This window comes from uncultured Thiothrix sp. (genome assembly GCF_937876535.1).
Taxonomy (GTDB): domain Bacteria; phylum Pseudomonadota; class Gammaproteobacteria; order Thiotrichales; family Thiotrichaceae; genus Thiolinea.
The window spans coordinates 17,628-40,506 of record NZ_CALFHZ010000009.1 but is presented as its reverse complement, the minus strand read 5'-3'; the positions used below and the strand labels follow the sequence as shown (position 1 = coordinate 40,506).

Below are 22,879 nucleotides of genomic sequence, written 5' to 3'. Positions count from 1 at the left end.
TAAAGCAGATTCAAGTTACCAAAAGGAAATGATTATGAGCATGCAAGGACAGATTGAGGCAAAGCTCCGACAAGCTTTTAGCCCTGAAATCTTAGAAGTTATTAATGAAAGTCATCTACACAATGTCCCGCCCGGCTCCGAATCGCATTTTAAAGCAGTTATTGTGAGTGATCAATTTACTGACAAGCGCTTGGTTGCTCGCCACCGTTTAGTCAATCAAGCCTTAGCAACTGAATTAAGCTCGATTCATGCGCTAGCTTTACACACTTTGACACCTGATGAGTATTTTAAGCGGGCGGGAGCCGTGGCCGACTCCCCGCTATGTATGGGTGGCTCAAAAGCTAGCTGATTTAGCTAGCTGCACCCTCTAAGAGTTTTTGTAGATTGCGGCGGGCATTTTCATTGCCTTGCCCAACCGCAGCCGTTAGCAATTTTTCAGCTTGTGCGCGGTCTTGTTTGACACCATTACCCATTATATACAGCACGGCTAAATTGTTCTGGGCTTCTGAAAAACCCGCTTTTGCTGCTTTTGCATACCATTTGGCAGCTTCTGTATAGCTTTGTGGCACGCCGCGCCCATCTTCATACAATAGCGCTAAATTGTGCTGAGCTTTGGGGTAACCTTGCTTAGCAGCTTTTGCATACCATTTCGCTGCTTCTTTAATATCTTGAGGAATAGCAGGATCAGTCCCATCCTCAAATAAGGCACCCAGCATCAGTTGGGCATACATATCACCTTTCTGCGCGGTATTGATTACCTCTTGTACACTCATATTACCTAAATCGACTTTAGACTCATTGTGCTCAACAGAAATATCACCCGCTTCTGGTTCTGCAGCTAGCTCAGGTGCGCCTTCAGCACCAGCCGCACCTTCAGCTGGTTGTGCAAGCTCCACTGCTGGAACCGTAGCAACTGGCGCAGCTACAGAAGCTTGGCGTTGACGTGCTTGCCGACTAACTGATGCTGGCGCTGGGTCACTCGCTTCAGGGACAGTCATTGTGGGTTCTTGAGAAGTAGCCGTATCTGTTTCTAAAGCGGCATATTCTTCTGCTGACATCGTTGGTACATCAGAACTGGCTGTTGGCTCACCTGCAGCAAACATACTGTCATTATGATGGACAGCTGTAACTTGAGCTACTTCATTAGTAGTGGGACTTAGAGCTACCGTTTGAGGTGCCCGTGCTGCTCTAGCAACAGGAACAGCCGTTTGAGTCGGTAAGCTGCCTAAAGCTAACTTCGCAGCCTCACTCCCGCGCTTGGCTGCTTGGGTATACCAAAAATTAGCTAAACGCTGGTCTTGGGCGAGGTATTGACCATTGCTATACAGCACGCCTAGACCATATTGAGCTTCCACATGCCCACCACGCGCCGCCTTTTCCTGTAACTTAAGAGATTCAGCAATATTTTCAGGGCTAGGATCTTGACGTAGTTGTAATGCCAAAGCGTATTGAGCGTTTAGATCACCTTGCGTAGCCTTAGCTTTTAGTTCAGGCGCTGATTTTGCTGGTGCAGCATAATTCTGACGCTGGGCATACCATTGTTCGATGCTGTTATTATTGGTGTTGGTGGTTTGTGCTCTAGCTTGACGCAGAGTTTCAGTAGCCTCTGCCCCTGTTACTTCACTAGCAACTTCTTGGATGGCTGCCTTTGCAGGTAAGGGTGTAGCTACTTGTGCATCTTGACGCGCTGCCCAAGGTGGAGGTGCTTCCGTTAAAGCCGCATTAGCTGCTTGCGCCGTGTTCAACTGTATGGGCAAGTAGCTGGCTAATAAAACTTGAGAGATTAATAGAATAGGTCGGTTGCGTATTATTATTTTCATTATGTGCCCCCGTGGGTTTGGGTTGGGTCCAGCTAAACACTTCTTTTTTTGCTAATTTTTATATAATACCCTAGTTAAACTTGCACTGAATTCAGCACGCTCTAAGAGCGTGCTTGTTGGAAATTATCAAGCCACATCGCCACCCGTTTCAGGGTTTTTTGTAGTTGATCACTTTTTACTGGTTTGGTCAGATAAGTGGAGGCACCAGCAATAACACCTTGAACTTCATCTAGGGGTGAAGTTTTAGCACTCAGCATAATAATCGGTGTTTTTTTCATTTCTTTACGCATACGCATTTGCCGACAGGTTTCATAACCATCAATGCCCGGCATAATAATATCCAAAAACACTAAATCATACGTATGACCTGCGACCTTTTGCAGAGCCTCTTCGCCTGTTTCTGCGAAGTCAGAAGCAATCCCTGCCTCCCGTAACTCTAACTCTAATTGCTTACGGATCGCTGCACTGTCATCCACCACTAAAGCACGATGCTGATATTCACCGCCTAAATCGGCTGGAGGCTGACTAGTTGGTGTAATCGTTGCGATAACCGAAGCTGCTTGCTCTACCACTGAGGCAATGGGCAATTCAGTGCTTTGCGGAGAGGCGGAAACCTCTGCTTGCACTGCTGGCTGCGCTTCAACTGATGCAATAGTTAGTTCAGCACTTGGCTCAGAAGGTGGCAACACTAAATCAACCATTGGCTGAACAGGCTCTTGAATCACTAGTGCTGGCTCAATAGGAGCAATAGGAGTCGATTCAACTACGCTTAAATGCACTGACTCTGTAGTCTTTGGCGCGGCGACCACCAAACTATCTGCCCATAGTTTACGCGCATCATCTAAGCTACGCATGACGCGGGTCACTAACAAGGGGCGCTGCATTAAGACATCATAAGGCTGTTCGCTATCCTGATCAGCAATCCGGATTAACATCGCTCCTGTATGCATATCAGCTAGGTCTACTACTGTGTTATTACTTGCCACTACTAATTGAGCTTCTGCTAACTCAGCTAATACATAGTGCCGTCCCTGTGCGCCGCTAAACGTCACGACCCGCTTTAGTACCGCTTCTTCGCGTGCATCCAGCTTGTAGAGGCAAACCCCTACTGTATGATCCTGAGCCATCGCTCCATTTACTCCTGAAGAAACACTTATGCAATCGCCAACTGCGTATCTAGCCATTTTTGTATTTGTTCCTGTAAGGCTGCTGTTTGTACGGGTTTAGTTAAATAACCATCGACACCGGCCTGCTCTGCCAAATCACGGTGCTTGCGCGTACTACGTGAAGTAATCATGATGACGGGCAAATCTTTCATTTCTGGCCAGATCCGAATCGCTTGGGTCATTTCCAAACCATTCATGCGTGGCATTTCCATGTCGGTTAGTACCATGTCAACGGGTGTATTATTCATGAGCTGCAAGGCATCTAAACCATCAACTGCGGTATGCACCACATGTCCCATACCCTCTAAAGTCAGGCGTAAGGCTTTACGGTTACTCAATGAGTCATCTACTACTAAAATGGTCGAAGTTGCTTTACTTGCCTCAACAACTTTGACTTCATCAGGGGCTTGTAAATGAAGCTTGCCATCTTCCAGATCACGTACTAAACGAATCATGTCTAAGACAGGAGCCACTGTACCATTCGCCAGAATACAAGCACCTTGTACCCCCGGCAGATAATTCAACCACGGTGCAAGGCTCTTAATTACAATATCGCGTGAAGGCAGAACTTCATTTGCATATAAAGCATGGACACCCGTTTCACTACGAATAATAAGCATAGTGTGGGTTTGCTGAATATTTACAGGTGGTGCAGGCCAGTGCAGTAATTGAGCCAAGGGTTCTACGGGTAATTTATAGCGGTTGGTATTAATCCGCCAAGTCCCCTGATCATCAATGCTTTCATTGGCAGCGACATATAACACCTGCTCAATACTATCCGCGGGTACTGCCACCCAATGCTCACCTGCACGCACGACCAGAGCATGTGTTGAAATCAAGGTCTGTGGCATATCTAGCACGACTTTAGTACCAGCCCCAGCTTGACTACTTAAACTGAGTGTACCCCGTAGCTTTTCCACTGCGGTTTGTACTACATCCATCCCTACGCCACGCCCAGAAACCTCACTTACCTCATCACGAGTACTAAAGCCGGGTTGCATGACCAGCCGTAATAAGGCCTCCTCACTCAGCTTAGCATCCGCCTGAATTAAGCCACGTTCAATCCCACGAGCACGAATTTTATCGAGCTGCATGCCAGCGCCATCGTCCTCTAAACTCAAGGCAATATGATTACCGCGTTGCGCAAAGTTCAGCGTGATTTTGCCAGTTTCAGCTTTACCTGCCGCTAGCCGCGCTTCAGGCAACTCGATACCGTGATCGACTGCATTACGTAATAAGTGTAATAAAGGATCAGTGACACCTTTGAGAATATCTGCATCGACTTGTAAGTGCTGACCGTGGATTTCAATCTCCGCTTTTTTACCTGTTTTCCGGCAAGTCTCACGCACAATCCTTTGCAAACGTGGCACTAAAGAACTCACTGGAGTGAGGCGCATGGATAGAACCGCTTCACTTAACTGCCGTTGTACCCGTTGTTGTTGATAAAGCTCGTCCGTCAAACGCCGAATTAACTGTTGCAAGTTCTGCACTAACTCATGGCTATCGGCAGCCGCTTCCATTAAGAGGTTATTTGCACTGACCAAGTCGCTATAAGACTCTAGCTCTAATTCATCTAGGGTCTGACCCTCTTTTTGGGTGGTTTTTACACTTTTGGCTTGACGTTGGGCTTGATGCTCAATCGCCGTTTCCAACTCATCTAAGCGCTGACGAATTTGCTCATCATGTTGATAGATTTGTTTGCCCATACGGCTAGATTGCTGCAAGAGTTCAGCCGATTGACTACTCGAAGTAATCAATTCACCTGCCAAACTCAGTAAGCGTGCAACCCGCTCTTCACCGACGATAATTGAACCTGCTACTTGTGGAATAACTGGCGCTACTGGCAGCTCCTCACTTTCCTCTACAAACTCATCCGCAACGGGTTCAACTTTATGTTCAGTAATAAAACTGGGTAAACTGGCTACTGGCGCAAGGCTAGGTAACTCCTCTTCAATCCCCTCTTCTTCGGCAGCTTGCTCTAAGCGCTGTTTCCAAAGGCTTAACTCACTATTGAGCTGTGCGTATACATCGGGCAGACCCGTACCTGCTTTGAGATGATCGAACAAAGCCTCCAAACAATCTGCAGAGGCCTCTAAAGTATCACCTAAACCCTCAGGCACCGTTTGTAAGGCTGCTGCATCTAATAAGTCTTCGAGCTTATGCGTAAAATTAGCAATTGGCTCTACACCCACCACACCGCTTGAGCCTTTAATAGTGTGAACTAAGCGTGAGGCATGACGCTGCTGTTCCCGATTACTCTTACCTTGGGCAACCAAGCGAATTAAACGGGCTGCCTCAGAAATATGCCCTGGAGTCTCTGCTAAATAAGCATTCAATAACTCAGGGTGAATATCTGCAGCAAAGGCTAACTCAGTAGATGCTGTTGATTCTACTTCAACCTCGGTCTGGTCCTCTTGTCCACTCGCGCGTAGATTTAATAAGAATTGTTGCAGTAATTGTGCCTCTAAAGGCTCAGGCCAATTAGCATCCATTAGCTCAGCCATAAGCATCGGCAAATGACTGAGTTCATCTGGTTCACGTAACACAAGGGCAGTCATTTCTAACCACCCAAAATACTTTCCCTCTGCTAATAAATCGGGTGCAGCACTCGTGGTTAACGAGCTACTGACCCAATTCACCACTGCAACTACATCCTGCCAAGCATACATTTCGGCAGTCATGCTTAGGCGCTCATACTCAGCGCCGATTTGCTCAAGTTGCACAGCAGTCTCTATGCTGGGATCCAGCATAGATAACTGTAAAGCCACCTCTTCTAGCTCTTCAGCAAAAGCTAAGCGATCTAGATCAAGCTGATTGTCCATCAAGGTCTCCTAATACTAGAACCCTTAGGCTTCCAGCTTGAATACGTTAACAGACTTAACCAAACGTTGACCGGCTTCCGCCATGCTGCTTGTCAAACTAGTCAAAGATAACAATTCTTTACCAGTTGACTGGGTCGCTTCAACGATACGCTCGGCGCGAGTTTGTAACTCTTGGCTGATTTGCACCTGCTCTGCCGAATCTGCTGCAATCTTTTCAACCGATTGCACCAGCTCATTGGTTGCATCCAAACTGCTTTGCATTTGTGCTGCCGCTTGCTCAGCCAGTGCAGACCCATCCACAACCTCGGAAATAGTTTGATCCATAGTTGCAATGGTTGTATTGGCTTCCTGCTGGATATTCCGCACCAGAGCACCGATTTGGTCGGTTGACTCGCGTGAGCTTTCTGCTAAGTGCTGAATCTCCTCCGCGATGACTGAGAACCCACGTCCCGCTTCACCCGCAGCAGTCGCCTGCATACTAGCGTTTAAAGCCAGCACGGTAGTGCGTTCGGAGATATTACTGATAATATCGATAATGCGGGAAATCTCTTGCGAACGTTCACCTAAGCGTTTCAACCGTTTACCGGTTTCTTGGACAGTGTCACGAATCCCAGAAATACTGGCGAGGGTGCGCGCTACCGATTCTTGCGCTTCCCGAGTGGCTTGTGAAGTGGTATCAGCAACCTGATTAGCTTGTTGAGCCGAAGCTGCAATCGAATCCAACCGCCGTAAGATATTGCCTAATTGCTCAGCCGTTTCTTCAGCTTCAGTACGCTCTAACAAAGCTAACTGATTAACTGAAAGCGCATGTTGGTTTACATCTTGTGAGGTGCGATCAACTGACATAGCCACTTCACGTACTTGTTTTAGAACATCGGTGGTATCTTCCGCTAATTGATTAATCGCATCTGCCAATGGCCCAGTTGCATCCTCAGTCACTTTTGCACGCACCGTTAAGTTACGTTCGCTTAGATCAGCAACTGCTTCTAACAGGGTAAATACAGATTCATTCAACTGTTGGTGTTCAGAATTAATTTTACGTTGGGTGGCAATACGATCTTCCACCATGCCATCAAAGGCTTGACCTAACTCTGCTAATTCACTCCGTCCCCCTAACTCCACCCGTGCATTTAAGTCACCGGCAGCAATTTCACGAATCGTGTTATTTAAACGCCCCAATTGTTTACCGATAGAACGGTAAATCCAATAACCTAAAATAGAGGCAATCAACATGCCGAGAAGAATTAAAATGGTCGCACTCAACAAGAATAACCGCGCATCCGCAGTCGCATTATCCGACAAGGCGTAAGATTGTTTAATGTCTCCCTCAACTTGAGCATTAATTTTATCCCGGAAGCCTTGAGTTTCAGCAACTAAGTCGTTTTGTACATACAGTTCAAGTTGGGTACGATCTTGGCCTTCTAATAAATGCGCGCTGCGTTTAATAGATACCAATAATTGATCCATTTGCTCTTGTACACGGTTAAACTCTTTACGTATGGCTTCATCATCCAATTTATCAGCACTTTTTAGGACTTTATAACGAGGCATACTCACTTCAACGAAGTCTTTTTCGGCAGCTTTTAACTCCTTCAAACCTTCTTCCCAAGACTTAGTTCCTAAAACCACTTCATGCAACAACAAGATATGTTTATCTTGAGTATCACGAATCAATCTATTTCCTGTATCTATCAAGGCGATATGATTACTTAAATCTTTCAAAACAGTTTGGTTCTTATTGAGGACATAGATCGCCCCCATCCCTAGCACCAATAATAAAAGTAGCGGAATCAAAACTAACAAGAAAATCCGCTGTGCTACTGGCATATTGCCTAGCCAGCCTACTTTCTGTTTGTTATTTGTTAAATCACTCATTTGCTCCACCCTTTCCAAGTTGCGCTATCTACTGGCGCCCATTTATTATTGACTAGCGCTGTTGTGATGACTAAATCAGAACCTTGATTGTCATTACTAAAATCAAGCGGTAGGCCGCCTAAATCGAAATGTTGTCCACGTAAAGCCGCAACTACATTCTCGCGATTGACCTCTTTACCTGCGGCTGATACATCGTCCATTGCTTTAAGTAACATGCGGCCAACAATATAGCCTTCTAAAGATACATAACCTAACTTATCCCCTAGTGCTGCACGTGCATCATTCACAATTGGTAAACTACTATCTAAGGGAGGTACGACCTGTGTCATTAATACACGGTCTTTTACCCCAAAGTTCGATAATTGTTGGAGTAAATTGTCGGCACCTGTAAAAGAGACTGCGCTATAAACCCAAGATTCTTTTTTACTTTGGGCATAAGTAATAAAACGTGCTACCGATTCGTAAGAACCCACTGTAACGACGAATCGACAGGCTCTACCTTGTTTAGCTTCCCATGTTTTAATGGAGTCATAAGCATCGCGTACCGCTAAACTATTGCGTTTATAAAAACCCACAGGTCCGATACCATTACGTTGCGCATCATCACCTTGTTGTTGGAAAATTTTATCGAGGGCTTCTGCAATAAAATTCACACCCTGCTCACCCACTAACACATCTTTTAGACCTTTTAAACCTGATAGACCGTAAGCATCATCCTGTACATAGGCACAAATAGAAGCTGGGCCATAGCCGTTTTGGAAGGCCTCTTGAACAACCGACTTAACTTCTTGGCTATAACTAGCGCGGTAATTAATCACACCTTCTTGATTACCACGTAATAATTCAGCACCTGTGAAAAAACCAATCGCAGGCACTTTTTTCTCTGCTAATAAAGGTAGAGCAGCTACTGCTGTAGGTGTTCCGACATTACCAACGAAAGCAAACACATCTTGACTTAGCAGTTTATTAACGGCTTCTACGGTTTTTGGTGGGCTGTAATTATCATTTTCGCTTAACAACTTAATCTGCTTGGTACCAACTTGTTTATCTTTTAGTGCTGCCTCTAAACCACTTAACATGCCAGTCCCCAATCCTTTGGACTGACCTTGTAAATCCAAAGAAGTCGCTAAGCGAATCTCATTGGGATTAGCACTATCAGCTTGCCCCAAGCAAGGCAACACACACAGTGCTACCCAAACTAACTGCCGCAAGATACTCTTTTTATTATTCATATTGATGTCTCTTTAACAGTGGCTGTGGTTCCACTGGGCTTGGTTTTACTTAGTAATCTCAATAAACGTCCATGATCCGCTGCTAATAACAGCGTATTTTCTTGACTCCAAACGGCCTGAATCCAACCGGGCATTCCTGGAACTCTCCCACTCTGCTCGCTTGCGTCAGGCACATTAATTTGCTTAGGAAGCTCATCACAACTAACCACGACTGGAGCAAAAGACTCATGTTGTAGCCATAATAGATATTGCTTTTTAGGCCGTTGTTGCTTAAACAAAACACCATGCATATCAATGACAGGGCAAAGATCGCCACGCACATTAGAAAGCCCCGCACACCAATCAGGGATGTAGGGCACAGGATAGACCGTATCAAGGCTTAGCACTTCAGAACGTATGCCCGCCTCTAACAAAATGCGATAGTCACCAACCTTATATGAGAACGCAGTTTGACCCATCGTCCTACTCCTTTACCCAATTTAGTTATTATCAACAGTTGCTTACTTCCCTCACTAACAACTGTTTTGGTTTATTTTTCTTAAGCTTTATTTTAAATAGCCACCCATTACAAAGCGGTTAACTGCGACAAAATAGCTTCTGGGGTATAAGGCTTAATAACATAATGATTTGCACCTAGCTTTTTAGCCCATTGCATATCAACTGGATTTGACTTACTCGACACCATAATAATCGGTGTCTCAGCAGTGGCTGGATTCCGGCGTAGATTGCGACAGGTCTGATAACCATCACCATCTTCCATGATAATGTCGAGAAAAATCACATCTGGGTTATGAGATTCTGCCAACATTCTAGCTTCGTTACCTGAAGTGGCTACAATCACCTGATAACCGGCATCTTGTAAAATACGACTTAAGTGGAGACGCTCAGTTTGGGAATCATCCGCAATCAAAATTGTTTTTATAGACAGCATAGAGTTCTACCTAGATCAATAGATTCTTGGGATAAAAAAAGATGGGAACCTGCACACTGCTTTGCAGGTTTGCAAAACACATAAATTGTAGTCGGCAGCAACAAGTATCTCAGTTGCATCAAGTCAGTCCTATCTAGTTTTACACTCAACTCAAATAGTGCAGAACCTTATATAGGGGAAGATACAAGGCCTAAACGGTTGTTTTTGAGTTGTTATTATTAACCGTTTAGCAACAAAGTCTGCGCGTATAGCCAACAAAAACTTGCTTGTTAACTATACATCAAACTGATAATAGTCAATATTTCGTCAAATGCAACTTATAAAGATAAGTGACACTATCCACTTAAAATGATTTATTTTTAATCATAGGAGTTAGCACCAGCATTTCACTTAAGTCGTTTTATTCAAATCCCGCCATAAATTGCGCGCCATCCATAACAAAAGGGCGACCGCTGCAATCAACACACTCCATAAAGCATAGGGCAGCCATTGTTTGTAGGAAATTGGCTTTTCTAAAGGTTTTAGCACGTGCTCGGCACCCACTTCAACCGTAGTTGAACCAAAGCGCTTTGCTACCGAGGCATCCGTATCATCAAAGGGTAAAGCTATTGTTTCAACCGGATCGCGACTTCCATAGACTAAGCGGAAAGGACCTTTACCTTGAGCAATGAATTTGATTTCCAAAGGCTGCCAAGCAAACTCGACCACCGCTTTATTCACAGGCAAAGGCTTAGGTTGAGTAAAAGTCCAGCGCCACTCCATCGATTGATCACTATACCAAGCATAAGGATTCGGCAAGCTTTGACTAGGTGCACGCAACTCGCCTAGCTCAGAACTTAAGCGATAATCCACGAAACTCACCACAGTATCGTACTTAGTATTAGCTCCATAGCGTGCATCCGGATAACGACTTTGCAACTGCCCTGCATAGAGATCACCGGGCTGATCCAAGCGCATCCGCCAATATTTAACTGGCAAGGAAGGCGGCATTTGATAGGTAAATTGCTGAGGATCAGCCGTACTCGTTAAACCTACGGCTTGCCAAACAATCCGTTGCATTGACTGCTCAGGCGCTAAGCCATTTACGCTCTGCAAAGCACTGAGTAGTGGAGCAAAATCATTATCACCCGATAAGCGTAAAAAGCGCGCCTTGATGACTTGATTAAATTCAAGGCTATGATTTTCAACCAGAACATTCTGTTCCTTTAAAATATAAGGCAAGCGCTTAGTGCTGACAGCTTGCCAAGTTTGCAGATCATCACTGGTTTCTACCTTGAGATTTTTTGGTAGCCACTGGCTGAGTTTTTGGCTATCCCAAGCTAGCTTGAGACTTTGCAAGTTAAAGAGTTGCCCCTCAAGTTCTGAGTTTTGAATAATTAAATAAGACCGATCCGTAAGTGCAAGCTGCTCCAGCTTAGGCTTATGCGTGGTCGGCTCTAATTGTAACAATACGCCTACTTGGGTTGGATCATCACCCCGGAAGAAATTTAAGGCACGCTCTTCCGGTTGCAATTGCAGATCGCCAATCGGACTGATCCGTGAGGGTACTGCTTGATTATCCGCATTCCTCACTTGCAAATCGGCTTGGTTGGCTTGTAATAAATTTGCCAACACAAACCACGGTAATTCAGCGCGACGATAAGTCCCAGCTCCTTCGGTCAAAGGTGCTTCGTAATGAAACACCGGTTCAGAGGCTACACTCAGTAGAGGTAAGCAAACTAAGCCAAGCACCAAACTTTTTAAGCACTTATTTAACATGGACAGTCTCCTGATGGGCGGGAGGTAAAGGCGCTAAATAGCCTATAAACAGCAACAAGATCCCCACACCGATAAACGAAATAATGCGCTCAACTGTATCGGAGGAAGCAAAATCAATGAGGAATAATTTCAAGACCACTGCACCTAATAACACTGCCCCTGCACTCCATAACACACGCTTGCCCATCCGATTACCTCGCCAAGTCAGCAGTAAGCCAGAAATACCCCAGACTAAAGCTAGAGTGGTTTGCGTAATCGGGTTAATGAGTAGATCAGGGAATTCCCAAGCCAGCCCATACCAATGATGCAAGGCGCGCAAGATCGTTATATTCAGCCATGCGAAACCGATAAAAATTAGGCTGTAACGTAGCAACATCGAATTTTGTAAGCCACCTAAGTTCTGCCAATGCCTGACTAAACTGACTAGGGTTAACACCATCCATAGAGTCACCACATCTAAAGGATTCAAGACAGGTAACCAAGGTAAAGGCTCAACACTACCTGCATGCACTAAGCTACTTAAGAACCACCAAGCTACCAAGCCAAATAGAGGCAGAGCAAGGCTGTAAAATAAACTAGTTTGCGATTTAAACGGCCAAACTGGTGCCTTCAACACAAACCAGATCATCCCTAAAGCTATCACGGGTAAGGTCGCAACACTCCACGCGCTTTGCCAAGTGAAATAATCACCGAGTAAGACTTGCACTTGATTGGTTAACAAGAACACGAGCACCCACAAACTGAAACTATGCGCTATCTTCAACCAAGTTGGGAACCAAGCTTGACGTTCTAAACGGCCTAACAAGCTATACCAAGCCCCGAAAAATACTAGCCAAACTACAAACTCATAGTTTGCAAACAGACTGGTTTGCTTACCTAAGCTGATGAATAGTGCTAACACCATTAACAGCATCGGTAAAGGCAACACCCAACTGAGTAAAGCCCAATACTGCTGTGCAGTCAGCCACAATAAGCCACAGACAAGCGCGGCATACAGTAAATGCCAGTGCAAGGCATACTCAAGCTCGCCCCACAGCACTTGGATTTCAAAGCTAATGAAATGCATCACCAAGGCACTAATCAACAAGCTCATCGCTAAACCAGTTTCAAAACTACGTTTGCCCACAAACTCATTAGACAGCAGGCGACTTGACACTAGCATAGCTAAAGCAATCAAGCTGCTAGCGACAAAAAAGCCATTAGTGAACGGCTGCACAGAGGCCGTATCCCAGAACACCGGATAGCTATACCAAGTACTGCCGAGGCTACCGATTAACAACAGAAGACTGAAAAACTGTAAAATGACTGCAACTAAGCGTTGAATAAATTGCTGTTGATGAATCCCCAACCACACAATCCCAGCGCCTTCAATTGCCCAAGCTGCTGTGGTAATCGCTGAGTTTTGCGCCGCAAACGGAATAGTTAAACTGGCAAAAATAACACCTAACACTAAAAAGGTTTCAGCCAGTAATTTCTGCTCCTGCCCATAGCGCTTCCAAATGATCAAGGCTAAACCTAGGTAAAACAGGCTTAACACAAAGGTGCTAACGGCTAGGCCATAAGTGGTCAGGAAAGAACTAGGAATGGTGTCAGCAGCAAACGGTACAAACAGAGCCGCTTGCATACAGAAGCCAATAATTGGGGTGCCAAACACCAGAGTCCCATCGACTTTATCCTTGAAATTAAAGGGTCGGCGGGTCGCAAACAGGATAGAAATACCAACATAGAATAGAAAGAATAGAATTAAGAAGCCTTCGGTCGGCCAAAAATCTTCAGGACGATAACTAAACCAGCCCCAGATTCCCGCAATCACAAAGGTAAAGACAAAGCCGACTAGATTCAGTAAACGCCACGATTTAAACCAAGCAATAGCGAAAATACCCGCATTTAACAGCGCATAAAAACTAAATAAGCCAATGTAATTATTGCTACCACTCGAGGTTAATAGCGGTGCTAAGAAGCCACCTACAGTCGCAAATACAGCTAGCGGCAAACTATTTTGCAAAACGGCTAAGGCAGTTGCCCCTACTACAAATAGCATTAAAAGAGCAAAAGCTGCCAAAGACGGAATTAAATGATAAAGGCTGTAAGCAGCAAAGACCGTCACATAGAGTAGCCCTACCCCTCCCGCTTGCAAGATCAGGCCGTATGCTCCTGCACGCTCACGCAACTTCCAACCAAAGCCTAACAACGCTAAAGCGCTGATGGCAGCACTTATCAAACGCAACTCAACCGGTACTAGATTACGCTGAATCGAATAACGCAGTAGGAAGACAACACCAATAAAGAGAATCACCACCCCTAAGCGTACAAAGGGATTACCACCAAATAACCAATCCTTAGCCTTGGTAAGTATGGAAAAACTAGGCTGCTGAGGTTCCAAAGCCATGCGAGTTTGCAGAGGCTCTTCTGTATAAACAGGCTCAGTATTAGATTTAGGTATAGCTTCAGTTGCAGCGGTGGGTGCATACACCTGTATGGGAACAGGCACTGGAGGAGCTGCTGCCACAGGGTCTGGCTCATAAAGCACTGGCTCACTGGTCGCAGGCTCCTCGTGTGCAGGAACTCCTTGTTTAATTTGAGTTTCTAGCTGATGAATACGCAAACTTAAGCTATAGACCCAGCCGAATAGAAAACCTAAAGCGCCACCGGTGAAGGGCGAATGCCCTGCAAAAGCGGCGAGCAAGGCACCAATGATAAGAAGAAAAATACTGAAAACCATAGTACTGACCTGTCAATAGTTTCAGTCAGTATATGCAAGCACCTCAAGCTAGCTGAGTGCTATAGGATAAGTGGCAAGTTGCACGCCAAACAGTAGCGTAAAATGCTACTTTCTAACTAAAAGATTACTACTTCCTTACCTTCAGTAGCGGCTTAATGCCTTTAGCTAGCGCTTCAGGTAGGCTATGCCTATCTCAACTAGTTCAAGAATCTTATGAACCTTTGGAAATTAGTTACTACCCTGTTTTTAAGTTTTATACTGTTTAGTTTTCAACCGGCCTCAGCGATTATGCCGCCCACCAAAACCACGATTTTAGTCTTTGGTGATAGCTTAAGTGCTGCTTATGGGATTCCAGTGGAAAAAGGCTGGGTGAATCTTTTACAAGAAAAATTAGGTGAAAACTTTCATGTCGCTAATGCCAGTATTAGTGGTGAAACCACCAGTGGCGGCTTAAATCGCTTACTGCCTTCTTTGAGTGCGATCAAGCCGCATTATGTCATTATTGAACTAGGTGCGAATGATGGTTTACAAGGTAAATCTGTCAAAGAAATACAGGCAAACCTTGAGCAAATGATTAAGCTTGCGACTGCAGAATCGGTCAAGGTTATTCTGCTTGGGATTCGCCTACCACCCAACTATGGAGCAAGCTATACCGAGCAATTTGATAAGATCTACAAGGATTTAGCAGAGCAATATAAGCTGCCTTTTGTTCCTTTTTTATTAGAAGGGGTCGCGACTGATTTTAATTTAATGCAAGCCGATGGTTTACACCCCACGGCTGAAGCCCAGCCAAAGATTCTTGAGCATCTGTGGCCAATTTTAGAACCTGTTTTAGTGGATGTGCTTAAGAAATAATGAAGCTTTATGTGCAAGCCGTGTTGTTATGCAGCATCGCTAGTCTAGTTGTAGGTTGTTTAGATACTCTCGGCCCCCAAACTGGCTCTTATAAACAGTTACCTAAAGGTATCAGTATTTCTGAGACAAATACTTTACTCGCTGAAACCCAAGTCGTACATATTGCTGATGGCGACACGCTCACAGTCCTTGGTCCTGATAAAAATACTTATAAAATTCGCCTTCAAGGCATTGATGCGCCAGAGAAAAAGCAGCCCTTTGGGCAAGCCTGCAAAGAATCTCTGATGCACCTGACCGATAATCAGCCTGCCGAAGTGGAGGCTTTCAAAAAAGATCGTTATGGACGTATCGTGGCAAAAGTTATCGTTAAGGGTAAAGATCTGGCTTTAGAGCAAATCAAAGCGGGTTGTGGTTGGCATTATACTGCTTATGCAAAGGAGCAGAGTGTACGTGATCAGAAGGCGTATGCTAAAGCCGAAGAACAAGCACGTGCTGCTGAGCGTGGTTTGTGGCAAGATGCAAAGCCAGTTGCGCCTTGGGACTTCCGCAAACAACAGCGCAATTAACCCCAGCAGTGAGAAATACTTGTGCTTAGTTACCGCCACGCCTTTCATGCCGGCAATCATGCCGATGTCTTAAAACATGCAACTTTAAGTTTAGTGCTGGAAAGTTTTAAACAAAAAGACAAACCTTTTATTTATCTAGATACGCATGCAGGCGCTGGGATTTATGATTTGGATAGTGACTGGGCACGCAAAACGCGCGAGTCGAATAGTGGTATTCAGCGTCTCTGGCATGAGCCAACGAAATGGCCTGAATTAAGTGCTTATTTTCAAATTCTCCAACACTTGAATACCGAGCAAGCGGGACAACAATTTTATCCTGGCTCTCCTGAGGTTGCACGGCAGCTCTTACGTCCCCAAGACCAACTACTTTTGATGGAATTGCATCCGCAAGAAATTGAGGTATTACGTGGGAATTTAGCTAAAGATAATCGCGTACACATCCATCATCGCGATGGTCTAGAAGGTTTAACCGCCCTTACCCCACCCACTCCACGGCGCGGTTTAGCCCTGATTGACCCTGCCTATGAGCGCCAAGAAGAGTATCAGCAAGTGGTGCAAGCGGTAAAAAAAGCGTATACACGCTGGCCAACAGGCTGCTATTTGATTTGGTATCCAATGCTGGCTAAAGCGCGTGATCGTAGCCTACGCTTATTGCATGATTTAAAAGAGAAAAGCAGCTTTAGTAGCTTATTAGTCGCTGAGCTGAGTGTTGAAACTCAACATCCCGATTTAGGCATGCATGGCTCAGGTTTAGCGATGATTAATCCGCCTTGGCAATTAGCGCAACAACTACAAACTTTATTGCCGCGCCTTAGGCAAACTTTACAATTAGATAGCAAAGCACAATGGCGAGTAGAGTGGCTGATTGAAGCAACCTAAACTAACCCACTAAGTGATAATGCTGCTGAATCCAAGCCTGAGCTGCCGCTAAATTGGGTAAAACTGCCGTAGCTTTAGAGAAATCATGGCCTTGTGATTGTGCATTCGGAATCGCAAGGCAAGTAATGCCCGCTCCCACAGCAGCCGCAACGCCATGCTCTGTATCCTCAATAGCAATGCATTCTTCTGCTTTCAATCCCAAGCGCTTAAGAGCCAATAAATAACAATCAGGTGCTGGTTTGCTCTGCTCAACATCATCATAAGAAACAATCGTCGCAAAATAAGCCGCTAACTGGTGCGAGCGCACTGTCGCATTCACAATACGCGCCCCCGCACCCGTTACAATGGCTTGCTGAATTGTTGGTTGCCGCTGAAAATAATTGAGAATATTCTGCGCACCCGCCATTAAGGGAAAGGCATTATCTTCTAGATAAGCATGCGCTACTTCTAACTTCTTAGTGACCAAATCATCCACAGCAGCGTTTAATTGAAAACGCTCCACCAGATCCCGTGCGTTATCAATCGTCGGCATGCCTGAATAAATCTGCATATATTGCTCAGACGAAATACTTACCCCATAAGGCTTTAGTACCTCCAGCCACATTTGATAATGGACAGCTTCGGAATCAACTAAAGTACCGTCGTGATCAAAGAGAATTGCTTTAAGCACCATAGGCCTTCTCGGCTGCTGTCCATTGCTGATAAGGATACTTGAGCAGGCTGACATTATAATAACGCTCAATCCCTGACACATCGATACCCGCCCAAGTAGGTCGTTGAAAATGCTCACCGATTTCCGCTAGCTCAACCTCAGCGACAAGCAGACCTGTATTTTCACCTGCAAATTCATCAATCTCCCAAGTCTTGCCAGCATACTCCACAAAGTGACGAGTCTTCTCAATAATTGGCCGTGCACAGAGTAGGTCTAATAGTTCTGCCGCATCTTGTAGGGGAATGCTGTATTCATATTCAGGGCGATGCGTACCAATCGTCATGCCTTTAATATTTAAAGTAGCTTGTTCATCCGCAATGCGCACCCGCACCGAAGCGGCTGGATTATTGCTCAAATAGCCTTGGCGAAATACTTCCGAACGACTAACTAAATTGCGCCACTCGTTGGAAATCAGAAGGAATTTATGCTCGATTTCTAGAGCCATTAGCAGCACTCATACAAATAAAACAGCAGTCTAGCAGATGACTGTCAATATTGTCCTAAACTCATTGGCCATGTTCAAAATTTAATTAACTACTATAACTTACCTAGGTTTATAGCTACTAAACACTAGTAATCTTAGTTATCCCTTACGTATCAATACACACCTATTCTTATGCCGCTCTTGGGTAAGACTGGAAAGTCACTTTATCGTTTACAGGTGTATTGTAAGAAAAAATCATCTATTCTTAATTAAAAAATTATTCAAATAAAAATAAATCTCCTTCAATTAAAAAATCATTATAGTTTTAAAAAATTTAATTAAAATTTTAGTAAAATCTATTTTAAATGAAATTTACATATTAACTTAAGACATCAAGCAAGCATATTACCAGAAAAAAGACATAAACTATGACAGCTATAATTACAAAAACAACAGTTACTGATGTAGCTAAGGAAACTAATAAAGATTTCCTATCCACCTTCATTGAGACAGAAAATATTGCTAAAGAGGGATTAGCAGGTGAACAAAGAGTTTGGCAGGCCTGTAAAAATGCCTTTAGTGGCAGACAGTGTCTTGCCTTTTGGCGTTACCCAATTTTTTCTAATCTTGGTGAGAAACGCAAAGAGCCTGATATTCTGTTGATTGATAGAGAACTAGGTGTCATTGTAATTGAAGTAAAAAGTATCAGCATAGATCAAATTCAAGCTATTGATGGTCATAGTTGGACTTATAATAATTTTTATAAAAAAAGCGGTAGTCCTTATGCGCAAGCAGAGGATTATTTGTTTGCAGTGTTAGGAAGAAGTGATAGAGAGCAAAAGCTACGTCGTCAAATAAGGGGGCGAGCTTTGGTTGCCTTACCAAATATCTCTGAATCTGAATGGAAGGCTAAAAATTTCGATCAGAGTTTAGCCTGTCCACCTATATTATTTGCTAATCAATTGGGAGCAGTAACTCTACTTAGAAATTTTGAGAATACCCCTCCTGTGCAAGCTGCTAGTAATCTCAGTGACTATCAGTGGGCGCTGTTATTATCAGTCATAGGTGGGTCGCAAGTCATGCGAAAACCTAAAATTGAACCTCAGCCTGAAGCTGGTGAGTTAGAGCTTGAACGCCTTAACATTATTAATCACATACGCAAAAGTATGTACTCTCTTGATTTACAGCAATTAAGTATAGCAATGGAAATACCACCAGGGGTACAAAGGATACGTGGTATCGCAGGCTCAGGTAAAACACTCTTGTTATGTCAAAAGGCAGCTCATATGCATTTAAAGCATCCTGACTGGGATATTGCACTGGTATTTTTTACTAGATCCTTATATGAGCACATGCAAAGTTCCCTTGATAAGTGGTTGCGACATTTTACTAATGGTGATACAGGCTATAATGATAAAGCTCGTTCAAAGTTAAAGGTTTTTCATGCCTGGGGAGCAAAGAATAGAGATGGAATATACCGATACATTTGTGAAAAGAATAATATTCGTCCATTAACAGTCAATGAAACTAATTATAAAAAGCCCAGTGAGGGACTCGCTGATATTTGTGGTCAGTTGCTAAAAAGCGGCAAAATACTTACACCTTTATTTGATGCCGTTTTGATTGATGAAGGACAAGATTTAGTCGTTGACAATCAACAATTAATGTACGAGGGAAAACAACCTATTTATTGGTTAATCTACCAATCATTAAAGAATTCTGACCCTGACGATACAAAAATGCGACGCTTAATTTGGGCATACGATGAGGCACAAAGTCTTGATACCTTGAAAATACCGGAGGCTAAAGAATTTTTTGGTGATAGCACTCTACTACAGCGTAGCTATAAAGGTGGTATTTTAAAAAGTCATATCATGAAACGCTGTTTTCGCACGCCCAAGCCCATTTTAATGCTTGCACAAGGTTTGGGCATGGGGCTAATGCGCAAAGAAGGGATGCTTTGTGGGATAACAGATCAAGAAGATTGGGATGCTATTGGTTACAAAGTGATTGCTGGGGACTTTAAAACAAAAGATCAAGATATTGTTCTAACGCGTCCCAACGAGAACTCACCCAACCCGACTCACCGACTGTACAGCCAGAAATGTATTCAATTTAAGCATTACCCATCTCGTCAAGAAGAGCTCCTGCATTTAGCTGAAAATATACAGCATAATTTAAAAGTCGAAAATATTCCGTCAGAATTGGGCATTTTAGTAGTTGTTTTAGGTAACGGTTATGAAGCCATAAAACTTGAAGAATATATTGCCTCTTTTTTAATCTCCTCAGGCATTGATATTTTTGTAGCAAGCGGAACTCGATTGAATCAACCCAATCCTAAATATCCTGATAATGATCCAGATGCTTTTTGGTATGCTGGCGGAGTGACTATATCAAGAGTTGTGCGCGCAAAAGGTAATGAAGCCGATATTGTATATGTTGTTGGTATGGATTTGGTTGCCGAACAAGAACATGATCTTCTTATGAGAAATCAACTTTTAGTAGCTGTAACCCGTTCACGTGGTTGGGTCGTAATGAGTGGCGTGGAACATGAAAACTGTTATCCTTTTTACGATGAAGTGAATGAAGCACTGACTAGTGCCAATAAAGGGGGGTTTTGCTTCAAGTATAAGAAAGATAAAACAATCGCTTATAATGAAGTTGATACTTCTGCTGATCATAATTAAAACAGATCATTTAAAACACTAGATGTAATCCAAGGTGGATAAAATCAAACTACAACTAACAACCTGATTAGTCACAAAGCACTTAAGCCTTAAATAAAAAAGGCCGGAATTAAGCTCCAGCCTTCTTTATAGAAAAATCATTAGCAGTTAATAACGGACTAGCGCCGAACCCCACGTAAAGCCACCACCAAAAGCCTCCAGCAATAGCATATCACCACGCTGGATACGCCCATCGCGAATTGCCGCATCTAACGCTAAAGGAATAGACGCTGACGAGGTATTGCCATGCTCACCTACTGTCACTACTACTCGATCCATTGGCATACTTAATTTCTTAGCGGTCGCTTGAATTATGCGAATATTGGCTTGATGTGGAACTAACCAATCGACATCGGCTTTGGTTAGTTGGTTAGCTTCGAGTGTCTCATCCACAATCCGGCCTAAAGTATTGACGGCCATTTTGAAGACTTCATTGCCCTTCATTTGCAAGAATGCGCCCGTTTCGCGGAGTAATTGATGATTCCGTGAAATACCTGCAGACACATTGAGCAAATGCTCATACTTCCCATCAGAATGCAAATGGGTGGAAAGAATACCAGCTTCATCAGAAGCTTCTAGTACAACAGCACCCGCTCCATCACCAAATAGGACACAGGTAGTGCGGTCATTCCAGTCAAGGATGCGAGTCATTACTTCGCTACCGACGACTAAAGCACATTTGCTAGTCCCGGCCTTCATAAAGTTATGGGCTACACCTAGGGCATAAATAAAGCCAGAGCAAGCTGCATTCACATCAAAAGCCGCCCCTGTAGAAATTCCTAGACGACCCTGCAACAGGCAAGCAGTACTTGGAAATACTAGATCAGGCGTTGAAGTGCCCATGACAATAAGATCAATATCTTCAGGGCGCTTACCCGCCATTTCTAAAGCACGACGGGCAGCTACTTCGGCTAAATCACAGGCAGTCTCGGTATCAGCCACATGGCGTTGACGAATGCCAGTACGCTCAACAATCCACTCATCATTAGTATCAACAGTTGATTCCAACTCACGGTTAGTGACTATCCGCGGCGGTAAATAACTGCCGGTACCAATAATGCGTGCATAACTCATACTGTTTGTCCTTCTAGCAAAGCCGCGATTTGCTTATTAATCCGCTGCGGAACTTGCTTAATAATTTCTGTGCGAGCAATGCTGATGGCATTCGCAAACGCTAGACTGTCTGCTCCGCCATGACTTTTGACAGCAATACCCTGCAAGCCTAATAAACTCGCCCCATTATAACGTCGTGGGTCAATTTCTTGTCGAAAATTATTCAAGACAGGCATAGAAATTAATCCAGCCAATTTACTTAAGAGATTTCGTGTAAAACTGCCTTTGAGCTTAGAGGAGATTAGTTTAGCCAAACCCTCACTAGTTTTTAGTGCTACATTGCCTACAAATCCATCACAGACAATCACATCGACTTCACCTAGATAAATATCATCCCCTTCGACATAACCAATATAGTTTAAGGATGAGTCTTCCAATAAAGCGTTAGCTGCCTTAACCTGCTCATTGCCTTTAATAGACTCTTGGCCGATATTTAGCAATCCGACTCTTGGGTTAGGAATTTCATCAATGGCCTTACTCAGTTCCGACCCCATCAACGCGAATTGATAGAGATGCTCAGCAGAAGAATCAACATTTGCCCCTAAATCAAGCATATGGGTATGCCCATTTAAAGAAGGCATCACCGTACAAATAGCTGGACGATCAATCCCTGGGAGCATTTTCAAGACAAACCGCGCAGTTGCCATTAAGGCTCCGGTATTGCCAGCACTCACCACCGCATCCGCTTGCTCTTCTTTTACCAGATTAATTGCCACTCGCATTGACGAGTCTTTTTTGCTTTTTAAAGCTAAAGCAGGCGAATCCTCCATGGTCACTACTTGGGAGGCATGCTTAATTTGTAAACGTTCCCCTTCAGTGAGGGTGTGTGAGCCTAAATTAGCGCGGATTTGTTGCTCATCCCCAACCAAGATCAGAGCAATATCTGCATGATTTTCTAGTGCTTTTTTGGCAGCCGGAACAACCACACTTAGCCCGTGATCGCCGCCCATCGCGTCTAAAGCAATGCGGTACAAGGTACCCATGCTATTCTCTCCTACAAAAAAATCGCGGGTCAAAGCCCGCGATTTTTATTCAAAAACATTCTGATCAGGCCAAGCCTTAATCATCACGCTTGATCTTGCTCTTCGTCTTCTACTTCAACAGCAGCTTTAATGATTTGACGGCCGCGATAAAAACCACCCGCAGTCATATGATGACGCAAATGAGTTTCACCTGAAGTTTGGTCTACTGAAGTAGTACGAGCGGTCAGTGCATCATGTGCACGACGCATGTCACGTTTAGCACGTGATTTACGAGTTTGTTGGACTGCCATAGCAA

19 protein-coding genes are annotated in these 22,879 nt (G+C 44.1%); 5 read left to right on the top strand and 14 right to left on the bottom strand.

From position 1 onward, the window contains the following. The first annotated feature begins 34 nt into the window (after positions 1-34). Entirely contained in the window at positions 35-349 is a 315-nt protein-coding gene (locus Q0230_RS05695; RefSeq protein ID WP_298608880.1) for a BolA/IbaG family iron-sulfur metabolism protein, read from the top strand. Position 350: 1 nt separating this feature from the next. Here the strand turns inward: Q0230_RS05695 and Q0230_RS05690 are convergent, their stop codons facing one another. The 9 genes from Q0230_RS05690 to Q0230_RS05650 form a co-directional block, all read right to left on the bottom strand. Next, positions 351-1,820 (bottom strand): hypothetical protein, encoded by a 1,470-nt coding sequence (locus tag Q0230_RS05690; protein WP_298608879.1) that lies wholly within the window; start codon positions 1,818-1,820, stop codon positions 351-353. 101 nt (positions 1,821-1,921) lie between these two features. Then, positions 1,922-2,947, bottom strand: coding sequence for a response regulator (locus Q0230_RS05685; protein WP_298608878.1), 1,026 nt, complete (start codon positions 2,945-2,947; stop codon positions 1,922-1,924). 26 nt (positions 2,948-2,973) lie between these two features. Further along, entirely contained in the window at positions 2,974-5,808 is a 2,835-nt protein-coding gene (locus Q0230_RS05680) for a response regulator (RefSeq protein ID WP_298608877.1), read from the bottom strand. A 24-nt stretch (positions 5,809-5,832) separates the two neighbouring features. Next, entirely contained in the window at positions 5,833-7,683 is a 1,851-nt protein-coding gene (locus Q0230_RS05675) for a methyl-accepting chemotaxis protein (protein ID WP_298608876.1), read from the bottom strand. Further along, a complete protein-coding gene (locus Q0230_RS05670; protein WP_298608875.1) occupies positions 7,680-8,915 on the bottom strand; it encodes an ABC transporter substrate-binding protein in 1,236 nt (411 codons plus the stop codon). Before Q0230_RS05670 ends, Q0230_RS05675 begins: the two co-directional genes overlap by 4 nt. After that, on the bottom strand, positions 8,912-9,373 hold the full coding sequence (locus Q0230_RS05665) for a chemotaxis protein CheW (protein ID WP_298608874.1): 462 nt from the start codon (positions 9,371-9,373) through the stop codon (positions 8,912-8,914). The genes Q0230_RS05670 and Q0230_RS05665 overlap by 4 nt, the downstream gene beginning before the upstream one ends. Positions 9,374-9,480: 107 nt before the next feature. Continuing rightward, positions 9,481-9,846 (bottom strand): response regulator, encoded by a 366-nt coding sequence (locus Q0230_RS05660; protein WP_298608873.1) that lies wholly within the window; start codon positions 9,844-9,846, stop codon positions 9,481-9,483. A 390-nt stretch (positions 9,847-10,236) separates the two neighbouring features. Then, on the bottom strand, positions 10,237-11,604 hold the full coding sequence (locus tag Q0230_RS05655; RefSeq protein ID WP_298608872.1) for a DUF3999 family protein: 1,368 nt from the start codon (positions 11,602-11,604) through the stop codon (positions 10,237-10,239). Then, positions 11,594-14,326 (bottom strand): DUF2339 domain-containing protein, encoded by a 2,733-nt coding sequence (locus Q0230_RS05650; protein WP_298608871.1) that lies wholly within the window; start codon positions 14,324-14,326, stop codon positions 11,594-11,596. The genes Q0230_RS05655 and Q0230_RS05650 overlap by 11 nt, the downstream gene beginning before the upstream one ends. 213 nt (positions 14,327-14,539) lie before the next feature. Here Q0230_RS05650 and Q0230_RS05645 point away from each other — a divergent pair, with 213 nt between their 5' ends. From Q0230_RS05645 to Q0230_RS05635, 3 genes are read left to right on the top strand one after another with little or no spacing between them, the layout of a single operon-like run. Next, complete coding sequence (locus Q0230_RS05645) at positions 14,540-15,181, top strand: arylesterase (protein WP_298608869.1); 642 nt, start codon at positions 14,540-14,542, stop codon at positions 15,179-15,181. After that, on the top strand, positions 15,181-15,747 hold the full coding sequence (locus Q0230_RS05640) for a thermonuclease family protein (protein ID WP_298608867.1): 567 nt from the start codon (positions 15,181-15,183) through the stop codon (positions 15,745-15,747). Before Q0230_RS05645 ends, Q0230_RS05640 begins: the two co-directional genes overlap by 1 nt. 21 nt (positions 15,748-15,768) lie before the next feature. Beyond that, positions 15,769-16,626: a 23S rRNA (adenine(2030)-N(6))-methyltransferase RlmJ gene (locus Q0230_RS05635; protein ID WP_298608865.1), complete on the top strand. Its 858-nt coding sequence runs from the start codon at positions 15,769-15,771 to the stop codon at positions 16,624-16,626. A gap of 1 nt (position 16,627) precedes the next feature. Here the strand turns inward: Q0230_RS05635 and Q0230_RS05630 are convergent, their stop codons facing one another. Next, positions 16,628-17,299, bottom strand: a complete 672-nt coding sequence (locus Q0230_RS05630) for an HAD family phosphatase (RefSeq protein ID WP_298608864.1) — start codon at positions 17,297-17,299, stop codon at positions 16,628-16,630. After that, positions 17,289-17,783, bottom strand: a complete 495-nt coding sequence (locus Q0230_RS05625; protein WP_298608863.1) for a CYTH domain-containing protein — start codon at positions 17,781-17,783, stop codon at positions 17,289-17,291. Before Q0230_RS05625 ends, Q0230_RS05630 begins: the two co-directional genes overlap by 11 nt. Positions 17,784-18,190: 407 nt before the next feature. Between Q0230_RS05625 and Q0230_RS05620 the strand changes: the two genes are divergently transcribed. Beyond that, complete coding sequence (locus Q0230_RS05620) at positions 18,191-20,449, top strand: DEAD/DEAH box helicase (protein ID WP_298608862.1); 2,259 nt, start codon at positions 18,191-18,193, stop codon at positions 20,447-20,449. Between the two features lie 147 nt (positions 20,450-20,596). Here Q0230_RS05620 and Q0230_RS05615 read toward each other — a convergent pair whose 3' ends face one another. From Q0230_RS05615 to rpmF, 3 genes are all read right to left on the bottom strand, one after another. Continuing rightward, positions 20,597-21,562: a beta-ketoacyl-ACP synthase III gene (locus Q0230_RS05615; protein ID WP_298608861.1), complete on the bottom strand. Its 966-nt coding sequence runs from the start codon at positions 21,560-21,562 to the stop codon at positions 20,597-20,599. Beyond that, positions 21,559-22,584: a phosphate acyltransferase PlsX gene (gene plsX / locus Q0230_RS05610; protein ID WP_298608860.1), complete on the bottom strand. Its 1,026-nt coding sequence runs from the start codon at positions 22,582-22,584 to the stop codon at positions 21,559-21,561. The genes Q0230_RS05615 and plsX overlap by 4 nt, the downstream gene beginning before the upstream one ends. Before the next feature lie 83 nt (positions 22,585-22,667). Continuing rightward, positions 22,668-22,874, bottom strand: a complete 207-nt coding sequence (rpmF, locus tag Q0230_RS05605; protein ID WP_298608859.1) for a 50S ribosomal protein L32 — start codon at positions 22,872-22,874, stop codon at positions 22,668-22,670. Between the last annotated feature and the right edge of the window lie 5 nt (positions 22,875-22,879).